General features: G+C 41.4%; 14 protein-coding genes and 4 rRNA genes. 8 read left to right on the top strand and 10 right to left on the bottom strand.

Annotation, left to right across the window (positions count from 1 at the left end):
- Window positions 1-39: 39 nt before the first annotated feature.
- From VSAL_RS02465 to tamA, 6 genes are all read right to left on the bottom strand, one after another.
- Window positions 40-1,584: ribosomal RNA gene (locus VSAL_RS02465) — 16S ribosomal RNA — on the bottom strand.
- A 401-nt stretch (window positions 1,585-1,985) separates the two neighbouring features.
- Window positions 1,986-2,101 (bottom strand): 5S ribosomal RNA (gene rrf / locus VSAL_RS02460).
- Between the two features lie 95 nt (window positions 2,102-2,196).
- Window positions 2,197-5,087: ribosomal RNA gene (locus VSAL_RS02455) — 23S ribosomal RNA — on the bottom strand.
- A 329-nt stretch (window positions 5,088-5,416) separates the two neighbouring features.
- Window positions 5,417-6,961 (bottom strand): 16S ribosomal RNA (locus tag VSAL_RS02450).
- The 16S, 23S and 5S rRNA genes sit together here, the layout of an rRNA operon.
- 537 nt (window positions 6,962-7,498) lie before the next feature.
- Window positions 7,499-11,296 (bottom strand): autotransporter assembly complex protein TamB, encoded by a 3,798-nt coding sequence (tamB, locus tag VSAL_RS02445; RefSeq protein WP_012549259.1) that lies wholly within the window; start codon window positions 11,294-11,296, stop codon window positions 7,499-7,501.
- On the bottom strand, window positions 11,293-13,014 hold the full coding sequence (tamA, locus tag VSAL_RS02440) for an autotransporter assembly complex protein TamA (protein WP_012549258.1): 1,722 nt from the start codon (window positions 13,012-13,014) through the stop codon (window positions 11,293-11,295). The genes tamB and tamA overlap by 4 nt, the downstream gene beginning before the upstream one ends.
- A gap of 113 nt (window positions 13,015-13,127) precedes the next feature.
- Here tamA and msrA point away from each other — a divergent pair, with 113 nt between their 5' ends.
- The gene (gene msrA / locus VSAL_RS02435; RefSeq protein ID WP_044583173.1) at window positions 13,128-13,706 is read left to right on the top strand and encodes a peptide-methionine (S)-S-oxide reductase MsrA; all 579 of its coding nucleotides are present in this window, start codon (window positions 13,128-13,130) and stop codon (window positions 13,704-13,706) included.
- A gap of 68 nt (window positions 13,707-13,774) precedes the next feature.
- Here msrA and VSAL_RS02430 read toward each other — a convergent pair whose 3' ends face one another.
- Window positions 13,775-13,984, bottom strand: a complete 210-nt coding sequence (locus tag VSAL_RS02430) for a DUF1107 domain-containing protein (protein ID WP_012549256.1) — start codon at window positions 13,982-13,984, stop codon at window positions 13,775-13,777.
- A 248-nt stretch (window positions 13,985-14,232) separates the two neighbouring features.
- On the opposite strand from VSAL_RS02430, the gene VSAL_RS02425 reads away from it, so the two are divergent.
- The 7 genes from VSAL_RS02425 to VSAL_RS02400 all read left to right on the top strand — a co-directional run bounded on the left by VSAL_RS02425 (window position 14,233) and on the right by VSAL_RS02400 (window position 19,527).
- Window positions 14,233-14,784 (top strand): YtfJ family protein, encoded by a 552-nt coding sequence (locus VSAL_RS02425; RefSeq protein ID WP_012549255.1) that lies wholly within the window; start codon window positions 14,233-14,235, stop codon window positions 14,782-14,784.
- A 65-nt stretch (window positions 14,785-14,849) separates the two neighbouring features.
- Entirely contained in the window at window positions 14,850-15,140 is a 291-nt protein-coding gene (locus VSAL_RS22650) for a DUF2607 family protein (RefSeq protein ID WP_012549254.1), read from the top strand.
- A gap of 51 nt (window positions 15,141-15,191) precedes the next feature.
- The gene (gene zrgA / locus VSAL_RS02420; RefSeq protein WP_012549253.1) at window positions 15,192-15,833 is read left to right on the top strand and encodes a zinc uptake protein ZrgA; all 642 of its coding nucleotides are present in this window, start codon (window positions 15,192-15,194) and stop codon (window positions 15,831-15,833) included.
- A gap of 36 nt (window positions 15,834-15,869) precedes the next feature.
- A complete protein-coding gene (locus tag VSAL_RS02415; RefSeq protein WP_012549252.1) occupies window positions 15,870-16,559 on the top strand; it encodes an ABC transporter ATP-binding protein in 690 nt (229 codons plus the stop codon).
- Window positions 16,553-17,812, top strand: a complete 1,260-nt coding sequence (locus VSAL_RS02410) for an ABC transporter permease (protein WP_012549251.1) — start codon at window positions 16,553-16,555, stop codon at window positions 17,810-17,812. Before VSAL_RS02415 ends, VSAL_RS02410 begins: the two co-directional genes overlap by 7 nt.
- Window positions 17,813-17,821: 9 nt before the next feature.
- The gene (locus VSAL_RS02405; protein ID WP_012549250.1) at window positions 17,822-18,307 is read left to right on the top strand and encodes a DUF3299 domain-containing protein; all 486 of its coding nucleotides are present in this window, start codon (window positions 17,822-17,824) and stop codon (window positions 18,305-18,307) included.
- 323 nt (window positions 18,308-18,630) lie between these two features.
- The gene (locus VSAL_RS02400; protein WP_012549249.1) at window positions 18,631-19,527 is read left to right on the top strand and encodes a TIGR03899 family protein; all 897 of its coding nucleotides are present in this window, start codon (window positions 18,631-18,633) and stop codon (window positions 19,525-19,527) included.
- Window positions 19,528-19,570: 43 nt separating this feature from the next.
- Here the strand turns inward: VSAL_RS02400 and cysC are convergent, their stop codons facing one another.
- The 3 genes from cysC to cysN are packed head-to-tail and all read right to left on the bottom strand — an operon-like array spanning window position 19,571 to window position 23,404.
- Window positions 19,571-20,203, bottom strand: a complete 633-nt coding sequence (gene cysC, locus VSAL_RS02395; protein ID WP_012549248.1) for an adenylyl-sulfate kinase — start codon at window positions 20,201-20,203, stop codon at window positions 19,571-19,573.
- Window positions 20,204-20,217: 14 nt separating this feature from the next.
- Window positions 20,218-21,945: an SLC13 family permease gene (locus VSAL_RS02390; RefSeq protein ID WP_012549247.1), complete on the bottom strand. Its 1,728-nt coding sequence runs from the start codon at window positions 21,943-21,945 to the stop codon at window positions 20,218-20,220.
- A gap of 22 nt (window positions 21,946-21,967) precedes the next feature.
- A complete protein-coding gene (cysN, locus tag VSAL_RS02385; protein WP_012549246.1) occupies window positions 21,968-23,404 on the bottom strand; it encodes a sulfate adenylyltransferase subunit CysN in 1,437 nt (478 codons plus the stop codon).
- Window positions 23,405-23,429: the final 25 nt, after the last annotated feature.

The raw sequence follows: 23,429 nt of genomic DNA, 5'->3' as shown, positions 1-23,429 counted from the left end.
ATCAATCTGTGTGAACACTCATAAATCGTAATCTATCGTTAAGGAGGTGATCCAGCCCCAGGTTCCCCTAGGGCTACCTTGTTACGACTTCACCCCAGTCATGAACCACAAAGTGGTGAGCGTCCTCCCCGAAAGGTTAAACTACCCACTTCTTTTGCAGCCCACTCCCATGGTGTGACGGGCGGTGTGTACAAGGCCCGGGAACGTATTCACCGTGACATTCTGATTCACGATTACTAGCGATTCCGACTTCACGGAGTCGAGTTGCAGACTCCGATCCGGACTACGACGCACTTTTTGGGATTCGCTCACTATCGCTAGCTTGCAGCCCTCTGTATGCGCCATTGTAGCACGTGTGTAGCCCTACTCGTAAGGGCCATGATGACTTGACGTCGTCCCCACCTTCCTCCGGTTTATCACCGGCAGTCTCCCTGGAGTTCCCACCATTACGTGCTGGCAAACAAGGATAAGGGTTGCGCTCGTTGCGGGACTTAACCCAACATTTCACAACACGAGCTGACGACAGCCATGCAGCACCTGTCTTACAGTTCCCGAAGGCACTAAGCTATCTCTAGCGAATTCTGTAGATGTCAAGAGTAGGTAAGGTTCTTCGCGTTGCATCGAATTAAACCACATGCTCCACCGCTTGTGCGGGCCCCCGTCAATTCATTTGAGTTTTAATCTTGCGACCGTACTCCCCAGGCGGTCTACTTAACGCGTTAGCTCCGAAAGCCACGGCTCAAGGCCACAACCTCCAAGTAGACATCGTTTACGGCGTGGACTACCAGGGTATCTAATCCTGTTTGCTCCCCACGCTTTCGCATCTGAGTGTCAGTGCCTGTCCAGGGGGCCGCCTTCGCCACTGGTATTCCTTCAGATCTCTACGCATTTCACCGCTACACCTGAAATTCTACCCCCCTCTACAGCACTCTAGTTCACCAGTTTCAAATGCGGTTCCGAGGTTGAGCCCCGGGCTTTCACATCTGACTTAATGAACCACCTGCATGCGCTTTACGCCCAGTAATTCCGATTAACGCTCGCACCCTCCGTATTACCGCGGCTGCTGGCACGGAGTTAGCCGGTGCTTCTTCTGTCGCTAACGTCAAGATGTACAGCTATTAACTGCACACCCTTCCTCACGACTGAAAGTACTTTACAACCCGAAGGCCTTCTTCATACACGCGGCATGGCTGCATCAGGCTTTCGCCCATTGTGCAATATTCCCCACTGCTGCCTCCCGTAGGAGTCTGGACCGTGTCTCAGTTCCAGTGTGGCTGATCATCCTCTCAGACCAGCTAGAGATCGTCGCCTTGGTGAGCTCTTACCCCACCAACTAGCTAATCTCACCTGGGCTAATCTTGACGCGAGAGGTCCGAAGATCCCCCTCTTTGGTCCGAAGACATTATGCGGTATTAGCTATCGTTTCCAATAGTTATCCCCCACATCAAGGCATATTCCCAGGCATTACTCACCCGTCCGCCGCTCGTCAGCGAATTAGCAAGCTAATTCCTGTTACCGCTCGACTTGCATGTGTTAGGCCTGCCGCCAGCGTTCAATCTGAGCCATGATCAAACTCTTCAATTAAAGTTTTTTGGTTTGTTTCAGCAGAAACAAAACCGGCTCAATGATTTATACTGATTTCTTACATAAAAGTAATTTTGTGTAGTCACTCAGTTCATTGATTATTTTTGTTTGTATTCACTCCGAAAAGTAAATGCAAACTAGTGATTATCAACTCACAAGTGCCCACACAGATTGATTTGGTTAAATTGTTAAAGAGCGTTGTCTTTCAACCACTTAGCCTTTCAGCTTCGTCGTTTCAGGCTGCGTATATTACGCTTTCTGATTTGAAAGTCAAGGTAATATTCTCAATCTTTTCATTTATTTATGAAAGACTTAAAAATGTTAACTTGACTTGCCTCCAGTGACAAACTGGGAGCGAAATAAAAGCCCGTTCTATTGAACGGGCACTTATTCAAATTTAAGCCTGGCGATGTCCTACTCTCACATGGGGAGACCCCACACTACCATCGGCGCTATTACGTTTCACTTCTGAGTTCGGCATGGGATCAGGTGGGTCCATAACGCTATGGTCGCCAAGCAAATTCTTTAATTCGGAAAGCTGTATTGTGTTCTTAATCACATTCAATCTGTTTCTTGCTATCTTAAATCCGTTCAAAACCCCTTGGGTGTTGTATGGTTAAGCCTCACGGGCAATTAGTACAGGTTAGCTCAATGCCTCGCAGCACTTACACACCCTGCCTATCAACGTCGTAGTCTTCAACAACCCTTTAGGATACTTAAAGTATCAGGGATGACTCATCTCAAGGCTCGCTTCACGCTTAGATGCTTTCAGCGTTTATCGATCCCGAACTTAGCTACCGGGCAATGCTACTGGCGTAACAACCCGAACACCAGAGGTTCGTCCACTCCGGTCCTCTCGTACTAGGAGCAGCCCCTTTCAATCATCCAACGCCCACGGCAGATAGGGACCGAACTGTCTCACGACGTTCTAAACCCAGCTCGCGTACCACTTTAAATGGCGAACAGCCATACCCTTGGGACCGACTTCAGCCCCAGGATGTGATGAGCCGACATCGAGGTGCCAAACACCGCCGTCGATATGAACTCTTGGGCGGTATCAGCCTGTTATCCCCGGAGTACCTTTTATCCGTTGAGCGATGGCCCTTCCATTCAGAACCACCGGATCACTATGACCTGCTTTCGCACCTGCTCGAATTGTCATTCTCGCAGTCAAGCGGGCTTATGCCATTGCACTAACCACACGATGTCCAACCGTGTTTAGCCCACCTTCGTGCTCCTCCGTTACTCTTTGGGAGGAGACCGCCCCAGTCAAACTACCCACCAGGCACTGTCCGCAACCCCGATAAGGGGCCAACGTTAGAACATCAAGCATACAAGGGTGGTATTTCAAGATTGCCTCCACAAATACTAGCGTACTTGCTTCAAAGGCTCCCACCTATCCTACACATGTAGGGTCAATGTTCAGTGCCAAGCTGTAGTAAAGGTTCACGGGGTCTTTCCGTCTAGCCGCGGGTACACTGCATCTTCACAGCGATTTCAATTTCACTGAGTCTCGGGTGGAGACAGCGTGGCCATCATTACGCCATTCGTGCAGGTCGGAACTTACCCGACAAGGAATTTCGCTACCTTAGGACCGTTATAGTTACGGCCGCCGTTTACTTGGGCTTCGATCAAGAGCTTCGACCGAAGTCTAACCCCATCAATTAACCTTCAAGCACCGGGCAGGCGTCACACCGTATACGTCATCTTACGATTTAGCACAGTGCTATGTTTTTAATAAACAGTTGCAGCCACCTGGTATCTGCGACTCCCGGCAGCTTAGAGAGCAAGTCTCATCACCGCTAGGAGCGTACCTTCTCCCGAAGTTACGGTACCATTTTGCCTAGTTCCTTCACCCGAGTTCTCTCAAGCGCCTTAGTATTCTCTACTCGACCACCTGTGTCGGTTTGGGGTACGATTTCTTATAACCTGAAGCTTAGAGGCTTTTCCTGGAAGCATGGCATCAATAGCTTCACACCCGTAGGTGCTCGACATCGTGTCTCAGCCTAACAAGAGTCCGGATTTACCTAAACTCTTAGCCTACGCACTTAAACTTGGACGACCGTCGCCAAGCCTACCTAGCCTTCTCCGTCCCCCCATCGCAATTATAAGAAGTACGGGAATATTAACCCGTTTCCCATCGACTACGCCTTTCGGCCTCGCCTTAGGGGTCGACTTACCCTGCCCCGATTAACGTTGGACAGGAACCCTTGGTCTTCCGGCGAGGGGGTTTTTCACCCCCTTTATCGTTACTCATGTCAGCATTCGCACTTCTGATACCTCCAGCATGCCTTACAGCACACCTTCAACGGCTTACAGAACGCTCCCCTACCCAGCACAATAAATTGGACTGCCGCAGCTTCGGTGTATAGCTTAGCCCCGTTACATCTTCCGCGCAGGCCGACTCGACCAGTGAGCTATTACGCTTTCTTTAAATGATGGCTGCTTCTAAGCCAACATCCTGGCTGTCTGAGCCTTCCCACATCGTTTCCCACTTAGCTATAACTTTGGGACCTTAGCTGGCGGTCTGGGTTGTTTCCCTCTTCACGACGGACGTTAGCACCCGCCGTGTGTCTCCCGGATATTACTTACTGGTATTCGGAGTTTGCAAAGGGTTGGTAAGTCGGGATGACCCCCTAGCCTTAACAGTGCTCTACCCCCAGTAGTATTCGTCCGAGGCTCTACCTAAATAGATTTCGGGGAGAACCAGCTATCTCCAAGTTTGATTGGCCTTTCACCCCTAGCCACAAGTCATCCGCTAATTTTTCAACATTAGTCGGTTCGGTCCTCCAGTTGATGTTACTCAACCTTCAACCTGCCCATGGCTAGATCACTTGGTTTCGGGTCTATATCCAGAGACTGAACGCCCAGTTAAGACTCGGTTTCCCTACGGCTCCCCTAAACGGTTAACCTTGCCACTGAATATAAGTCGCTGACCCATTATACAAAAGGTACGCAGTCACATAACAAGTATGCTCCTACTGCTTGTACGTACACGGTTTCAGGTTCTATTTCACTCCCCTCACAGGGGTTCTTTTCGCCTTTCCCTCACGGTACTGGTTCACTATCGGTCAGTCAGTAGTATTTAGCCTTGGAGGATGGTCCCCCCATATTCAGACAGGATATCACGTGTCCCGCCTTACTCGTTTTCACTGATGATGAGATGTCGGTTACAGGGCTATCACCTTGTATCGCGCCACTTTCCAGAGGCTTCACCTGTCTCATTAACAACTTAAGGGCTAACCCAATTTCGCTCGCCGCTACTTTCGGGATCTCGGTTGATTTCTCTTCCTCGGGGTACTTAGATGTTTCAGTTCTCCCGGTTTGCTTCGCTGCGCTATGTATTCACGCAGCGATACTAGCTTATGCTAGTGGGTTTCCCCATTCAGAAATCCCAGACTCAAAAGGTTTTTACTACCTAATCTGGGCTTATCGCAAGTTAATACGTCTTTCATCGCCTCTGACTGCCAAGGCATCCACCGTGTACGCTTAGTCACTTAACCATACAACCCCAAGAGGTTTCGTATGGCATAAACAACCAAGGTTGAACTCTTCATTGAGAGTTCTGGTTTTTCGCCGGATTCAAAATACAAGAACACTTGAATGTGTTTTTAATTTGTTTATCTAAAGATAAACAAAAGATATTAAGAACTTTTAAATTTTGATTTATCTAACTCGTAAGTTAGTTAAATCAGTCAGCTTTCCAAATTGTTAAAGAGCTTAAAGCAAAAAGCTTTAATCAATAATCGAAATCATTAATTAAAGCTCTGTCACTTCAACTTATTAAAACCTAATCAATCTGTGTGAACACTCATAAATCGCAATCTATCGTTAAGGAGGTGATCCAGCCCCAGGTTCCCCTAGGGCTACCTTGTTACGACTTCACCCCAGTCATGAACCACAAAGTGGTGAGCGTCCTCCCCGAAAGGTTAAACTACCCACTTCTTTTGCAGCCCACTCCCATGGTGTGACGGGCGGTGTGTACAAGGCCCGGGAACGTATTCACCGTGACATTCTGATTCACGATTACTAGCGATTCCGACTTCACGGAGTCGAGTTGCAGACTCCGATCCGGACTACGACGCACTTTTTGGGATTCGCTCACTATCGCTAGCTTGCAGCCCTCTGTATGCGCCATTGTAGCACGTGTGTAGCCCTACTCGTAAGGGCCATGATGACTTGACGTCGTCCCCACCTTCCTCCGGTTTATCACCGGCAGTCTCCCTGGAGTTCCCACCATTACGTGCTGGCAAACAAGGATAAGGGTTGCGCTCGTTGCGGGACTTAACCCAACATTTCACAACACGAGCTGACGACAGCCATGCAGCACCTGTCTTACAGTTCCCGAAGGCACTAAGCTATCTCTAGCGAATTCTGTAGATGTCAAGAGTAGGTAAGGTTCTTCGCGTTGCATCGAATTAAACCACATGCTCCACCGCTTGTGCGGGCCCCCGTCAATTCATTTGAGTTTTAATCTTGCGACCGTACTCCCCAGGCGGTCTACTTAACGCGTTAGCTCCGAAAGCCACGGCTCAAGGCCACAACCTCCAAGTAGACATCGTTTACGGCGTGGACTACCAGGGTATCTAATCCTGTTTGCTCCCCACGCTTTCGCATCTGAGTGTCAGTGTCTGTCCAGGGGGCCGCCTTCGCCACTGGTATTCCTTCAGATCTCTACGCATTTCACCGCTACACCTGAAATTCTACCCCCCTCTACAGCACTCTAGTTCACCAGTTTCAAATGCGGTTCCGAGGTTAAGCCCCGGGCTTTCACATCTGACTTAATGAACCACCTGCATGCGCTTTACGCCCAGTAATTCCGATTAACGCTCGCACCCTCCGTATTACCGCGGCTGCTGGCACGGAGTTAGCCGGTGCTTCTTCTGTCGCTAACGTCAAGATATACAGCTATTAACTGCACACCCTTCCTCACGACTGAAAGTACTTTACAACCCGAAGGCCTTCTTCATACACGCGGCATGGCTGCATCAGGCTTTCGCCCATTGTGCAATATTCCCCACTGCTGCCTCCCGTAGGAGTCTGGACCGTGTCTCAGTTCCAGTGTGGCTGATCATCCTCTCAGACCAGCTAGAGATCGTCGCCTTGGTGAGCTCTTACCCCACCAACTAGCTAATCTCACCTGGGCTAATCTTGACGCGAGAGGTCCGAAGATCCCCCTCTTTGGTCCGAAGACATTATGCGGTATTAGCTATCGTTTCCAATAGTTATCCCCCACATCAAGGCATATTCCCAGGCATTACTCACCCGTCCGCCGCTCGTCAGCGAATTAGCAAGCTAATTCCTGTTACCGCTCGACTTGCATGTGTTAGGCCTGCCGCCAGCGTTCAATCTGAGCCATGATCAAACTCTTCAATTAAAGTTTTTTGGTTGTTCTGTCTTCTTAATTAAAAGAGGGCATAAACAAAACCGGCTCAATGATTTATACTGATTTCTTACATAAAAGTAATTTTGTGTAGTCACTCAGTTCATTGATTATTTTTGTTTGAATTCACTTCGAAAAGTAAAAGCAAACTAGTGATTATCAATTCACAAGTGCCCACACAGATTAATAGGTTTCTAATTTTTAAAGAGCTTTTCTTCTACTTTCAAAGCGTTTCCGCTTCTCTGTGAAGAGGACGGTCATTTTAGCTAATTAAACTTTCGTGTCAAACACTTTTTTAAATTTAATTTTCAAACCGTTTTTCTTACCAACCCTTTGCAGCTCTTGGTTGAGCGCTCCGTGTCAGTGAGGTCGCATTATAGGGAGTTCGATTTCATTAGCAAGCATAAAATAGCTTTTTTTTTATATTTTATGCTTGTTTGATGGCATTTTATTCAAAAGAAAACTTATAATTTTTTACCCTAAAGCTTAAAACAGGTTACCCACAAAGTTATCCACATTTGGCGCATTTCATTAGTTAAATTCAAACTGATAAATTAAGTCTACCGCATTATCTAGTCCAGAAATCGCTTCTATATAAAGATCGCTGACAATACGATACCTTAATGTAAACTCACCAAGAGAATTAAATATCCCCACACCGTACTTAACTTGTAAATCTGGTGCGATATAACCACTGATCGTCACTTGTGAATCACCACCAGAGCCTGCAGTATCAAGTTGTAAATCTTGAACACCAAATGCTTTACCTATTTCCCCCACCACCTTGCCACTTTTTGCTAAACTTAATCCAATTAGTGTGGTCGTCATGGCATTACCACCAGAATCACTATCGATATCCTGCCCTCTCAATAGATAAGACAACGCATTTGCTTGCGGCATGCTTGGTGATGAAAAAATTTCAACTTTAGGTGTATCCGCTGGTCCATTCACTTTTACACCAGCAACAACATCATCTTTTGTATTATCTGGATTGCGAATTGCTTCAATATCAACATAAGGTTGATCTGCGGGTCCATTAAATAATATTTTTCCTTTCGTGATTTGTAGATCTTGGCCAAATGAACGATAGGTTCCGTCTTCAATGTTAATTTCACCCGAAATAAACGGACCTTTATTTTTTTGAGTAATATTTAACTTTCCTACTAATCCACCCTCTAAACCAAAAGCAGAAAGCAAAACATCATCACCAATGCTGAGATCAATATCGGTTTCCACTGCCATAGGTAATGACGTGTTACTTTCGATTGGTTTTAGATTATCACCTAAGATAATTTCATCTTTTGATACACCAATTGCACTTTCTGGTAAATCCTTCACGACTATCCGCCCCCAAGGGATCTCAATAGAGCCTGTAATTTTCGCCAATGTCGGTATTACTCTAATTTTCATGTCTGGTTTAACTTTTAACTTCACCATTGGAGGGACGTTAACTTGCAACTCATTACCAAAGACATCCAATCCTGCTTTCCAAGCGTCTAATGCTGACCAATCACCAAACCCTTTTAAATGTAGATCCCCGTCAGATGTAGTGATCAACGATGTCAATTTTCCACTGTGGCCACCAAAAAGAATATTGATATTGCCATTACTTATGTCAACTGGAGATATTTCACCCTTCACTTTTATTTTATCAACACTAAGGTCTCCGAATAATTTAGGATGTTCTATCGGCCCAGAGACCTTAATACTCGAATTCACCATTGCCTCTAATTGACTATACTCTCCTAAAATAGGTTCAAGCATAGCTAATGAAACGGTATTAATATTGGAGTAACCATTAAGTTTTTTAGAACCAGTTAATTGATTAACCGTCATCTCACCTTTTAATTCGCCGTTATTTGTTAATGCAATAAGCCAATCACTCTTTAGCTCATCATTTTTCATTTCAGCATTAACATTTACTTTATCCCAACCAACAATAAGAGGGGTTTCCATCTCTTGCTCTATATTTCCTTTTGGTAAATACAATGACGCTTTTACATAAGGAGGTTTCCCTACCGCCCATTTCGCTAATGCATCAAGGTTAACCTCACCATTTATGTTTGTTTCTTCTGGTAAGAATTTTTTAATTTTACTGAATTCAAAATGTTTAATGCTCACATCAGCACTGCCTGAGTTTCCAGCGACTAAATCTTTATTTAGGCACAACGATGTTTTTCCCTGACTCCAACAGTTAGCTTGAACGAATAACTCTTGCTTTTGGATATCATAAGCAAGCGAAGCTTTTTTATCTAACTTCCATGGACCAATTTCAGTAACAACATCAGCTTTACTTAATTCACCTTTCCACCCTTTTTTACGTTCAAGAGAACCATTAAATAAAAGATGCGATTGAATAACATTAGAATCTAAATCAATTTGTAATTTGTGATTATGCTCTTTACCACTAAAGCGAACCACTAAATCTTTAAGTGTTTGTTTTTTATATTTACCACCAAGTAATTTAATACTAAGATCCGCATCAATTGCAGGCATAGGAACAACGTAACCTTTAATAGACGCTTTATTTAGTGTGGTTTTTTGAGGCAGTTGAAGTTCTACCGCATTTATATCTACGTTAATTTTAGGTTCTGTTACTTTTCCGGTTAAGGCTACATTTCCCATTAACTGCCCATGAACATCTGGTACGCTGTCAGATAATTCAGGAAAGTCTATATCAACATTAAGATCCCATTCTTTATCTAAAGAACCCGAAATCGTTAATCCGTTATCCCCATGATGTAGTGTTAATTGTGCAACCTCGAGATACGGTTCTCCTAAACCTTTAACATCATCCGCTTTTAACGACCCTTCTATAATTAATGGGTACTCCCTAAAAATGCCATTAATATCGATGGTTGGCACGGTAACCTTCCAACCCCCTTCTTTTGTTAAACTGCCTGAGGTGACTAATTCGCCACTAATGTCACCCTCTGCTTCTGGCCATTGCAAACCTGGTTGAATATTCTGAAGATGTACATCCGCTTTCCAATGAACTAAAGAAGCCCAATCGGCTTCCGCACTACCAGAAATACTTCCCCCTAAGGTATCCGCCATAAAGTCATAAAGCTCAACTTTTTCTAAATTACCTTTACCTTCTAAACGTAAATCTGTTTGCGGTATTGTTTTTCCCTCTATATATAGAGCACTCGCAAACTTGTATTGGTTAAGGTCACCTTCTGCTTTTATATTAGGCACGCTTACTTTGAATTCTTTTACACCAGATAACGGCCAATAAAGTTCCGTTTTATACACATGGACATCAAAAGGTAATGTTGTCTCAAGAGGATGAATATTTGCTTCAACGTTGGCCTTCAATCCCCCAGTTAAATTAAGAGATGCCTCTAAGTTTGCAACACTCCCTTTGGCTATAATCGTTACTTTATGACCTTTTAATTCCGTTTCCTTTATTACCGCATTCGCATTTAACGTTAATGGGTAATCACCTTGTAAAGATATTTCATTATCTAAAGACAAATTAGCTTGTGGTGTATCAAGATAAAAATCATTAACCTTAATATCGTTCTCACCAATATTGGCTTTAAAGTCAAGCTGATTGATTTTAACTAGCGCTTCCTGCTGTAACACAAAATCACGAAGTGAAAACTGCTCTACCTTTATATTTAATGGAACATAAACATCAGGTAAAACAATTGGGGTATCCGAGACTTTATCTGCGGGAGCTTTCGATTTCGTCTTTTCTTTTTCACTCTCAGCAAGCTGTAAATTAATTCGATTCCATTGCAAAGGTGTAATGGTCAAATCACTCTTATATATTTTAATCCCAGTAGAAAAACTATCCCACTGAATACGATTACCCAAAACAGTAGCATCTATATTATTAATCGAGATCTTGGTGATGTTGATAGGGATCGGAATTGAAAGCAGCTCATTATTTGTAGGTGCTTTAGTCGCTTCGTCTTCTGGCGAGGTGGGTAATTGAGGGAAATCCAAAACAAGCCCGTCAATCGTAATGTCATCAATACAAAGCGAAGGAACCAATAAACACTTTGCCGTTAACCCAAAATGAAAACGAGAAATATCAGCGTTAAGTAGATCATCATTATGATACTTAACCTCTGATAGAGTAAATTCCGGAATTAAACTTCCGTCTATGTTTTTTATTGAAAGTTCAGGTACCGCTTTTTCTGCCCCCCAAATAATTAGCTTCAAGCCAGAGTTTGTAAAAACCAATGCACCGATTAACAATAAAATCATGAGGATAATTGTTGGAACAAACAAAGCCAAGCAAATACAGTATCGACTAAAACGACGCTTTTTCTTTAATTGCGGCTTATTTTGTTCTTCATTTACCGATAAGGAACTCATACTTCAGGTCCTAACGTAAAATGGATTTTAAATTCATCACCAGGTTCAGCATCAAACCCCCACGCAAAATCAAGTCGAACTGGCCCTACAGGAGAAGCCCATCGAATACCTAAACCTGCACCCGTTTTCCAATCTGGAGTTGTTATCCAAGCATCACCATAATCAATAAATGTCGCCAACCACCAATTACCCACAACTCGATATTGATACTCAAGACTGGTTGTTGCCATAAATTGTCCGCCAGTTAAATAACCACTGCTGTCTTTTGGTGATACTTCTTCATATCCGTAACCACGAATACTATTATCACCACCAGCAAAGAATCGAATCGATGGGGGTAATTTGTAGAAATCATCGGTATATATTGCACCAATATCGGCTCGTGCAACACCTCGATGGTTTTCCCCAATACTACGAACAATCGCTCCTTGGGCTTGTAGGCGAAGCATTCTTACGTCTGACGTTAATGCTTCATCAGTACCTTCAATAGTGAATGCTTTTTTATCCCCCCACATCGGCATTGTTCCACCACGAGTGCGACTTTTAGAGAATGAGATACCAGGAAGCACTAGCCAAGCAGTCCCATCTTGGATGCCTTGCGTAAATTCTTCATATAAGAAACGAGTATAAATAGTGCGATGCCAACCAGAGTCATAAACCCAGTGCCTTTCAAACGCTAAATTCGACTCCAAACTGTCAGTATCTCGGTTATCCACATTTTTAAGACCATATTTCACAATGTAATAATCTTTTAATACTTGCTCTAAAGGGATCTTATAAGAGATCCTCGCTTCTTGTTCTGGCTTAGAGATAGAAAGTGCAGTATCTAAACTGTGACCATATTTATTTAACCACGGGTTTTTCCATCGAATTTTCCCTCTCGCGCCGACATCTGTCGAATAACCAATACTGGTTTCTAATTGATTTCTAACTTGAGGAGAGACATGAACTTTCATTGGTAATTGATGAGTTTCACCAACAGCATCTAAATCAGGTTCAACATAAACGGATGAAAACCATTCAGTATTTGAAAGGGATTGATTTAAATCACCAACCAGACTAGCAAGATAAGGGTCACCTGGCTCAAAAGGAATTATCGAACGCACTCGCTTTTCTTCAACTTGACTGCCATCGATCGTCGTTTCACCAAAACTATAACGCTTACCACTATCATAACGTAAGCGAACCATTGCTTGATGTCTTCCAGGAGCTACCTCTAAACGACTAACCGAAAATTCACCATCAAAATACCCTTTTCTTAACGCTAGATTTTGCAGTGTACTTTTTAAACTTTCGTATCGACCATGGTTTAAAACTTGCCCTAAATTGAGACCTGAACTATCAACCGCATTAGTAAAGTCAATATCGTTCCTTGCTTCACCCGTAATAACGATATCACTGACGTAAATAACAACGGGCTCGCCTTCCTCAACCGTCATAATAAGTGTGTGTTTTGATTTTTCACCTTCAATAGTGAAGGTGATCACGGGTTGGTAATAACCCAGTGCTTTTAAGGCATCAGTCGTACTTTCTTCAAGGCGAGCTTGGAAACGAAGAGATACGGAATAGTCCTCTTCTGGAATACCTGAGATGTAAGCTTCTACATTACTCAGTAAAGATCCTTCTAAACCCTCTATATCCAATTCTGTTTCTGCCGACACGTTAGATGAAATGGCAAACAAACAAAATGTAAAAAAGAGGGATAACTTCTTGGTCATACTTATAATTATTCTATTGATTCAGTTATGCATTATATGTCATGGTAATTTACTCGTTTTATAGAGTAGCACAAGGCAAATGTCTTCTAAATTACTCAGTTAAAGGATGCGACATGACGATGGAAAAACACACAGTACAGCCACTACATTTTATTTCTCAGCATGATATAGAATCAATTCCTACTGGTTGTGAGCAAATACTCTTTGGCATGGGATGCTTTTGGGGTACTGAACGTTTATTTTGGAAACTAACTGGCGTTTACTCCACAGCAGTAGGTTACAGCGGTGGTAAAACCAAGATCCCAACATACAAAGACGTTTGCTCAGGTTCAACTGACCACGTAGAAGTCGTCAAAGTAGTTTTTAACCCGGCGCTCATTTCCTTAGAAGAATTGCTTCACTCTTTTTGGCAAACGCATAACCCAACCCAAGGAATGCGCCAAGGAAATGATATTGGAACTCAATATAGATCCGTTATTTACACCTATGATAAAAACCAGCAAGAAATAGCAACACACACGAAAAAACAATACCAACACGCTCTATCTCAACAGGGAATAGAAGAACCAATAACAACCGAGATTACTCCTGCAAATGATTTTTATTTCGCAGAAGAATACCATCAACAATATTTAGCCAAAAATCCAAATGGTTACTGTGGATTAAGCGGAACTGGCGTGTGTTTTCTTTAATTCTTTTTATAGCATAAAAAAGGTGCCCATTATTGAGCACCTTTTTTATTAATAATTTTATTACGCTACTATGCAGGCATCAGAGAAAGCTGGCGAATATGTTGGTTTACCTCACTCATAACAGACAACATTCTTTTATTCTCTAAAGATGGCATTAATATTTTTCCTTCATCAAAATCAAAAGTGCCTACGCCTTCAATATGAATTTGCCCTTTAAAGAGAGTCTTTACAAAACGTGCCACTTGCAGTGGTCTATAAGCCTTAAAATTTCTAAACATAGCCATACCTCAATAATCCGTACAAGGTTTCATTTTAGTCCATCAAAATACACAACCGTCATTCAGGCGTATATTATCTAAAGTAATGTTATCGAAACATTTCCGTAACATTATAGTGTGCAAAACGGCATACCTCAAGCTGGACTTTACTGTTTATTAACCAATATTCATTTATAAGAAAACTGGTCGAATCGCTTTTTAAGCACTGCTGAACTAAACTACATCAACAATTTCTAAGGATAACTAAAATGAAAAAGATCACCCTACTTACTCTTGCCGCTTGCTTATTACCAACACTCGGTTTTGCTCATAACATTACATTGAACAAAACAGTACCTACTGTTTCCATTGATAATTACGGTGAAATCTTTTTTGAAGATTCCGCGGCAACCTATCAACCTTGGGATTCAGAACAGTTAAAAGGTAAGGTTCGAGTATTACAAGCGATTGCTGGTCGAAGTAGCGCTAAAGCAATGAATACTGAGCTTATGAGTGCCATTACATTAGAAAAGTTCCCTGAAACACAATATCAAACGACAACGATTATTAATCAAGACGATTCCATTTGGGGTACTGGGGGATTTGTAAAGTCCTCTGCTGAAGAAAGTAAAGAAGAGTTCTCATGGTCTTCGATGGTTCTTGATGAAAATGGAACCGCAGCAAAAACGTGGGATCTTCAGCCAGAAAGCTCTGCAATTATCGTTCAAAATAAAGAAGGTAATGTTCTTTTTGTGAAAGAAGGAAAATTAACATCTGACGAAATCAAGCAAGTTATCTCATTAATTCACGCTCAATTGTAAACAAATTACTTGCTTATAAAATGTTATATTATTACATTTACTACTCATTCAATTAGGGCAGTATAATGCAATCGTATTTCTTTACTAAACAGCGCTGGTTAAATTGGAGTTTAGTCATACTTCTCGCGCTGTTTGGTATTTTGGTTGCTAATCATCAAATTGATACCAATATACAGCACCATGAAAATCACCATTGCCAAATGTTCCACTCCATTGGGTCAGGAATTACTGCCCATGTTGCTTCTCTTCCAATAATCCCTCAATTAATAATATCGTCTACATTTACTAGTGTAGAAAATAGTAACCCTTCATCTATCACCGTACATTCACGTGCGCCTCCTTTTTCTATTCTCTAACTCAATAAATACATTAATTCATTTATAACTCTTAGATAATAGGAAGCCATTATGCTTATCCGTAATAAAAAAATACTACTTAGCCTTGCCATTTCAAGTTCTTTATTTTCAATTTCTAATGCTTCGAATGCAAATACGCATGACCACGCGCACGATGGAGATCAACAACATGAAAGTGAACATCGCCATCACGATGCTCATGTTCATGGCGTAGTCGAAACAAACATCGCTCAAGATGGCGATCATCTGTTATTTGAAATCACGGCACCAGGCGCTGATGTTGTGGGCTTTGAGCACGCACCGAAAGATGACACACAAAAACGAATTCTATCTGAGGCCGTAAAAACACTAAATAATCCAAGTGTTATTTTTACATTACCAGCAGAAGCTAAATGTACTTTAGAAGAAGCCCATGTCTCTCATAATTTAACGCCACACGACCACGACCACGACCACGACCACGACCACGACCACGACCAGCACGATGGTGAACACCACAAAGAACATAGCAAGCACGGAGAATTTAACGCTCAATATGAATATCATTGTGAAGCAATATCGAAGCTAGATAACATTGAAACTCAATGGTTCACTCATTTCACGCACACTCAAAAAATGACGATTCAATATTTAGGTGATGCGGGACAAAAAGCTGATACGTTAACTCCAAATTCTCCGATTATCACTCTATAGCTTAGGTATGGCGATGGTAACATCGCCATAATTACGATGAATATTATTGAATTATCCGATCTCACTTTTCATTGGCCTAATCAAAAAGAGCTAACGATTAACATTCCCTTTTTCTCACAAAAACAGGGGAATAAGCTATTTATTAAAGGGCCAAGCGGCAGCGGTAAATCAACACTATTAAGTTTGTTAACCGGAATAGTTTCTCCCACGTCAGGATCCGTTATCATTAATGGTACTGATATTAACCATTTATCATCGAACCAAAGAGATCGTTTTAGAGCGGATAATATCGGTTATATTTTTCAACAATTTAATTTACTTCCCTACCTATCCGTAATTGATAACGTTGTGCTGCCTTATCAATTTTCATCAAAAAGCAAATTGTCTAAAAAAGAGTTACGCCAAGAAGCGGAACGCCTGTTAACTCAACTCCAATTACCTCGTTCTCATTTTGATAGACCGATTACTGATCTTAGTATTGGCCAACAACAGCGAGTTGCGGCAGCGAGAGCGTTTATAGGGAAGCCAACACTTATTATTGCCGATGAGCCGACCTCAGCCCTCGACCATGAAACACGCTTCGCCTTTATTAAATTACTCATGAATGAGTGTGAAAACAGTCAGGCTAGCTTGTTATTTGTCAGTCATGACCCAAGTTTAGAGTCTTTATTTGATCAAAGTATTGATTTAAGAACCTTAAACACCGCGGGAGAATACTCATGGTAGGCATTTTGCAATTGGCTTGGAAAAGCCTTAAAAACCGTAAGACCACGGTATTACTTACTGTTGCTACTATCGCTATCTCTGTCATGTTATTAGTCGGTGTTGAACGTATTCGTACCCAAGCTAAAACAAGCTTTGCAAATACCATATCAAACACAGATTTAATTGTTGGCGCACGTTCAGGTCAAGTGAACCTCTTGCTTTACTCTGTTTTTCGCATTGGTAACGCGACAAATAATATTGATTGGAAAAGCTATCAAGAAATAATCAGCCAGCGGGCAGTGAAATGGTCAATACCAATCTCTCTTGGAGATTCCCATAAAGGATTTCGAGTCATGGGAACGAATCAAGATTATTTTCGCTTTTATCAATATGGAAAAAAACAACCACTGGCTTTTAAAGAAGGAAAGCCATTCGACGACCTATTTGATGTCGTATTAGGCGCCGATGTGGCACAAAAATTAAATTATCATTTAGGTGATAAGCTCGTTATTGCTCATGGTATTAGTGATAAATCATTTACCCGTCACGATAAGCTGCCCTTTACGGTTGTTGGTATTTTAAAGCCAACAGGGACGCCAGTAGACAAAACGTTACATGTGTCTTTAGGTGCAATTTCTGCCATCCATGTTGGATGGGAAAGCGGTGCGCACTTAGGAAATACACCCGATGCTAAAATATTAGAAAAACAAAAATTTGAACCCACCGAAATTACGGCATTTATGCTTGGTCTAAAATCAAAAATTCAAACATTTGCATTGCAGCGCTACATTAACGACTATACCAAAGAACCACTCAGTGCCATTTTACCAGGTATTGCTTTACACGAATTATGGGGAATGATGTCAGTTGCTGAGCAAGCGCTATTAGCTGTTTCTATTTTTGTGGTTGCCGCAGGATTAATGGGAATGCTCACCAGCCTACTCACTAGCCTTCAAGAGCGACGCCGAGAAATGGCCATTTTAAGAGCGATGGGAGCGCAGCCTAAACATATTTTTATATTATTAGTAAGCGAAGCCGTTGTCATTACAAGCTTTGGGATCATCGTAGGCCTAATAGGTCTTTACCTCTCATTAAGCATATTGCAGCCAATCATTCAGCAGTATTACGGCATTGCGATAGAGCTCACCTTACCCACACTTTATGAATTAAAATTACTCGCACTCGTCTTGTGCTCTGGTTTTATTATTGGTGTTATTCCAGCAATACAAGCGTATCGCCACTCATTAAGTGATGGTATGACAATAAGACTTTAAGGATAAATAATGAAAAAGAAACTCTTACTTTGCTTATTATTACTTTTGCCCTTTAGTGCATTTAGTGATGAGGTATTGAAATTAGATTGGATTGATTTAGTTCCAGAGCAGGAAAGACATCAATTTGATGCGATAGGAATGCCTAAAGTAAATCATAATGGCGCGCAAATGCAACAATCTCTTGTTGGTGGTGTTAGGCAAGAATTAAATGGCAGTATGGTAAAAATTCCAGGCTTTGTTATTCCATTAGAAGGGGATGATAAAATGATTACTGAATTTTTATTAGTGCCTTATTTTGGTGCCTGCATTCATGTGCCACCGCCGCCACCCAATCAAATTATTTATGTGAAATTTAAAAAAGGGGCGCCAATTCAACAACTGTGGGATGTCGTTTATATCGTAGGTACATTAAAAACAGAAACGATAGACAGTGAACTCGCAGAAACAGGCTATCTTATTGATGGGGTTCGCTTAGAAGAATATGATGATGAATAACTAATATCAACTCATTAACCCTAGTTTATCTTGATGATTTATATAAACCCAGAGAGATAAACTAGCGCAACAGTATAGCTAACAATTAAAACTGCACTAAATAACACTTTTTTTAGATTTATATCTCCCATCACTACCTCACTGATAAATTATAAAACACACTTAATTTCAACAAATCATTATCATTTATTCATCCTTTTATTTATTTCCTTTTCGTGTCTTTTTTTCAAAAATTTCTCATTACTTTCCTTAGATTAAAGTTTTTATCTTTAGTTACCGATACTATATAAAACAGACAGTGTTAATCGACGTTAGGCGTACCCATGGATAATAAAAAGAATGTCATCGTTAATGACGCCCAAAACAGCAAAGAAAAAGCGACACATAAAAAAGAACATTACGTAGTAAGCAGTGAACGACGCCTTAAAGAAATTGCGATTAAACAAGGGCTTGGTGCAAAGCTTCAAGCACCAAAACCAGAAGAAACTCTATTAAAACGGGCTCTTTATAGAGAGAAGTTACTACGAGAACAACAGCAAAATAATTTAGAGCAAATAATAAAATACGCACATGGTTACTGTAGTGATGAAACCGCTGGAGATCCTGATCCTGATTGGCTTCATCGCTTCTTTGAAATGGCAAAAGACATCCATGACCCGTCAATGCAACGTCTATGGAGTCAAATTTTCAAACAAGAGGTTGTCTCTCCCGGAGCAACATCCATGAAAGCATTGAAAGTATTAAAGGACATGACACAGCGTGAGGCTCAAACATTTCAACGAGCGGCCTCATTAGCGTGTAGCTTTGGACAAGACAACAGCAAAAAATTATTACTTGGTTATAAGTGCGCAGGTACTTTATTTACTTTCTACAAAACAGAAGGCCCGCAGTTAATACATCTAGGTAATTACAAATTACCTTATTCCAGTTTATTGCTGCTTATTGATCTCGGTTTACTGCTAGGAACGGAATTAGAATCTGGGGAAATTGAATTTGAACCCGCGCTACCTTTGCACTATCAAGGTAAACAATTAGCAATTAAACCGATGCAAAAAGGATCAAGATTAATTTATTACCGCTTTAGTCCTACTGGCGCAGAGCTGTGTAAATTACTTGGTAATAAACCTAATGACAGTTATTACGACAGTTTAACCGGTTTATTAAGCCAAAAATTCATGGTTGAAACTGATGTAAAAACATCAATATCAACCATGGTATAGCATCACAAACAGCAGGAAGAAAAACATCTCCTGCTGCTTGTGCTTATTGAATAATATTTTTTTCTTTTAATACCGCCAAGCATTGCTCCACTAGTTCATCAATCGATTGTGTACCTGCCAATAAATCAATATCAGGATTTAGCGGTTGTTCATAATCAGAATCAATCCCCGTGAAATGTTTTATCTCTCCTGCCCGTGCTTTTTTGTATAATCCTTTTGGGTCTCGTTTTTCACATTCATCAAGTGATGTATTGACAAACACTTCTAAGAATTCATTTTCAGGCAATAACTCTCTGACTATTTGTCTTTCCGCTCGATGCGGTGAAATAAAGGCGCTTAATACGATTAACCCCGCATCAGACATCAATTTTGCCAACTCGCCAATACGACGAATATTTTCTTGCCTATCGTGATCAGAAAAGCCTAAATCTTTACATAAACCATGACGAACATTATCACCATCCAATAAATACGTGTGATAACCAAGTTCGGCAAGCTTCACCTCCAATGCACCAGCAATGGTTGATTTACCCGCTCCCGATAATCCCGTAAACCAAAGAACCACTGGCTTTTGTTTTTTAAGACCAGAGCGAGTTTCTTTTGTCACCGAATATTGATGCCAAACCACATTTTCATCGTTCACTACTTGGCGCTCTTTCGTTTGTTCCGTAGTCATATATCATCCTTGAATTAAAATGGGAAAAAGTGAGGGATTAAAGACAGCACTAACACCGAATAAATAATTGACATTGGCAACCCTACTTTTACGTAATCGAGCAAAGTGTAATTACCAACACTAAAAACTAATAAATTGGTTTGATATCCATAAGGGGAAATGAAGCTAGCACTCGCTCCAAACAATACCGCCATAATAAATGGCATAGGATCAACACCATAACCAAGTGCCATGCTATAGCCAATGGGGAATGCCAGCGCAGCCGCTGCATTATTGGTGATCAATTCAGTCAATACTAAGGTAATAAGGTAAACCGCAATCAATGCCCCCATCACCCCCCAGCCATTAAATAATTCAATAAACATGTCACCTAATTGAACCGACAAACCGGAAGATAACATTAACTGAGCAATAGATAATGCCGCACCAACAATCACAACAATATCAATAGGAAAACGACGACGTAATTCACCTAAGCTCACGACACCAAACGCAAACATCGCTAATAAATAAACTGACAACCCTTTAATGATCGGAAATACATCCAATAAGGCCGCAGCGATAACACTCGCGAATCCTAATAGAACAAAGGTGCTTTTATCACCATCCAACTTTGCGGCAGAATCTAAATCACTAATAATGACAAATTCTCTTTTAAGCTGTTGTTTACTTTGTTCAAAGTTTTTCCCAGGAACAAGAACTAACGTATCCCCAGCTTGTAATTCTATTTTCCCTAGCCCGCCTTCAAGGCGCTCATGCCCTCTACGGATAGCAACAACAACGGCATCAAAACGCTCTCTAAAATGTGCCGATTTAATACTTTTCCCACGAATAGAAGCCGACTGACTGACAACCACTTCAATTAAATTCTGACCGTTTAAATGATGCTGACCAAATAAAGTTAATCCATTAATTTCTTGTAACGTGGTCACGCTTTCTATATCACCACAAAACAATAACCGGTCACCGGCAAGTAATATCATGTCAGGATCAACAGAAGTGATCGTTCTTCCTTCTCGAATCACTTCCGCTAAAAATAGTTTACGTAAAGCTCTAAGATTATTCTCACTGATCGATTTACCCACTAAAGGAGAAGCCCCTTCAACCCGAGCTTCTAAAAAGTAAGGTAACTCATCTTGACTACCATCATCGTATTGCGGCAATAAATAGCTTAATGGGATTAAAATTAATAACCCGCCAGCAAGTACAACTAAACCAATCGCAGTCGGTGCAAAAAAGCTTAAACTCGGTAAACCAGCATCTTCGACAAAACTATTAATAATTAGGTTGGTTGATGTGCCAATAAGCGTAAGTGTGCCGCCTAAAATAGCCGCATAAGAAAGAGGAATTAAAAGGCGAGAAGGCGCGTGACGTTGATTACGCTTGATAGCACCAATTAATGACACCACAACGGCCGTGTTATTGGTAAAAGAAGAAAGTAAGGCAGTCGACAGACCTAATTTACCTACCACACTCCCTAACCTTCCCTCTGAAATATAACGCCCTACCCAACTGATAAGGCGCGTTTTTTCTAGTGCACAAGAACTTAGGATCAATAACACCAAGGTCAATAATGACGAATTAGTAAAGTTTTTTGCCAAGCTTGGCAAATCAATCATTCCGACCATAAAGGCAATAAATGCAGACCCTGCAAAAATCACACTTGGTTTTAATTTACTCGCCAATAAACTCACAATAATAAGAGTTAATAAAGCTAGAACGAATCCTTGTTCCCACGGCATAGTAATTACCTTACTCTTAACTCTAACTTAAGAGCTTCGAAATATCTTGCGCGCCCCAATGTGGAAAATGCTTACGAACTAACGCATTTAATTCCACTTCAAAAGCACTGACATTATCATTGATAGGAGCGACATCACTCAACTCAGATAGGTTTTGGATCATGCCTGCCCCTACTGTCACATTCGTTAAACGGTCAATAAAGATAAACCCACCAGTGTCAGCACAGTCTTGATAACGATCTAAGCTCACCACCTCAGTTAATGAAACATCACATAACCCGATACCATTAAGAGGTAACTCATCGGTAACAAACGTCTCAAGGCTATTAATATTGACTTGATGATGGATAGCATCAATTTGACCGACCGTTTTTTTGCCTGCTATTTTAATGTCATATTGACGTCCAGGCTGTAACCCTTTTTCTGTCATCCAAACAATTTCGGCTTTAAATTGATCCGTTGCAGTAAGATTGGATGTCGATTTAACCAATAGATCACCACGACTAATATCAATTTCATCTTCTAGTGTGAGAGTCACGGCCTGACCCGCTTGCGCCGAAGGTAAATCACCATCAAACGTCACAATACGAGCTACTTTTGATTTTTTACCTGACGGCAAAGCAATAATGTCATCACCAACCTTTATCTCACCAGAAGACACAGAACCCGAGAAACCTCGGAAATCAAGATTAGGGCGATTAACATATTGCACAGGGAAACGAAATTCACCATTCCCTCTATCAGCATCAATATCAATGTCTTCTAACACTTCTAATAATGGGGCACCTTTATACCAAGCAAGTGCGGCACTGTGATTTACTACGTTATCGCCTTCTAATGCTGATAACGGCAGAATCGAAATATCCAAATTAGGATTATTAAGTTTTTTAGAAAACGTTACATATTCTTCTTTAATCTCTTCAAATCGAGATTGAGAATAATCAACCAAATCCATTTTATTCACCGCCACCACAAAATGACGAATACCTAAGAGATTCGCGATATAGGAATGGCGACGAGTTTGATCTAACACACCTTTACGAGCATCGATTAAGATAACAGCGACATCACACGTTGATGCACCCGTTGCCATATTACGTGTATATTGCTCATGTCCTGGTGTATCAGAAATAATGAATTTACGCTTTTGAGTTGAGAAATAACGGTAAGCGACATCAATCGTAATGCCTTGCTCACGCTCTGCTTGTAAGCCATCAACAAGTAATGCTAAGTCAGGGCGTTCGCCAGTCGTTCCTACGCGTTGGCTGTCAGCATGCACGGCTTCCAGTTGATCCGCATAAATTTGTTTTGAGTCATGAAGTAATCGGCCTATAAGAGTACTTTTTCCATCATCTACCGAACCACACGTTAAAAAACGCAGCATTGATTTATGTTGATGTTGGCTTAAATACGCTTCGATACCTAACTCTGCAAGTTCTTGTTCTACTGCACTGTTCATATTTATCTTCCTTGTCCTGATTTAA

This window comes from Aliivibrio salmonicida LFI1238, from assembly GCF_000196495.1.
Classification (GTDB): domain Bacteria; phylum Pseudomonadota; class Gammaproteobacteria; order Enterobacterales; family Vibrionaceae; genus Aliivibrio; species Aliivibrio salmonicida.
The sequence above is the reverse complement of the archived record's forward strand: the minus strand, read 5'-3'. Positions and strand labels throughout refer to the sequence as shown.

Coding starts and splice junctions, on each gene's coding strand:
- cysC (WP_012549248.1), bottom strand. CDS start 20,203: ATGACTACGGAACAAACGAAAGAGCGCCAAGTAGTGAACGATGAAAAT.
- VSAL_RS02405 (WP_012549250.1), top strand. CDS start 17,822: ATGAAAAAGAAACTCTTACTTTGCTTATTATTACTTTTGCCCTTTAGT.
- zrgA (WP_012549253.1), top strand. CDS start 15,192: ATGCTTATCCGTAATAAAAAAATACTACTTAGCCTTGCCATTTCAAGT.
- VSAL_RS22650 (WP_012549254.1), top strand. CDS start 14,850: ATGCAATCGTATTTCTTTACTAAACAGCGCTGGTTAAATTGGAGTTTA.
- tamA (WP_012549258.1), bottom strand. CDS start 13,014: ATGACCAAGAAGTTATCCCTCTTTTTTACATTTTGTTTGTTTGCCATT.
- VSAL_RS02425 (WP_012549255.1), top strand. CDS start 14,233: ATGAAAAAGATCACCCTACTTACTCTTGCCGCTTGCTTATTACCAACA.
- VSAL_RS02390 (WP_012549247.1), bottom strand. CDS start 21,945: ATGCCGTGGGAACAAGGATTCGTTCTAGCTTTATTAACTCTTATTATT.
- VSAL_RS02400 (WP_012549249.1), top strand. CDS start 18,631: ATGGATAATAAAAAGAATGTCATCGTTAATGACGCCCAAAACAGCAAA.
- VSAL_RS02410 (WP_012549251.1), top strand. CDS start 16,553: ATGGTAGGCATTTTGCAATTGGCTTGGAAAAGCCTTAAAAACCGTAAG.
- VSAL_RS02430 (WP_012549256.1), bottom strand. CDS start 13,984: ATGTTTAGAAATTTTAAGGCTTATAGACCACTGCAAGTGGCACGTTTT.
- cysN (WP_012549246.1), bottom strand. CDS start 23,404: ATGAACAGTGCAGTAGAACAAGAACTTGCAGAGTTAGGTATCGAAGCG.
- msrA (WP_044583173.1), top strand. CDS start 13,128: ATGACGATGGAAAAACACACAGTACAGCCACTACATTTTATTTCTCAG.
- VSAL_RS02415 (WP_012549252.1), top strand. CDS start 15,870: ATGAATATTATTGAATTATCCGATCTCACTTTTCATTGGCCTAATCAA.
- tamB (WP_012549259.1), bottom strand. CDS start 11,296: ATGAGTTCCTTATCGGTAAATGAAGAACAAAATAAGCCGCAATTAAAG.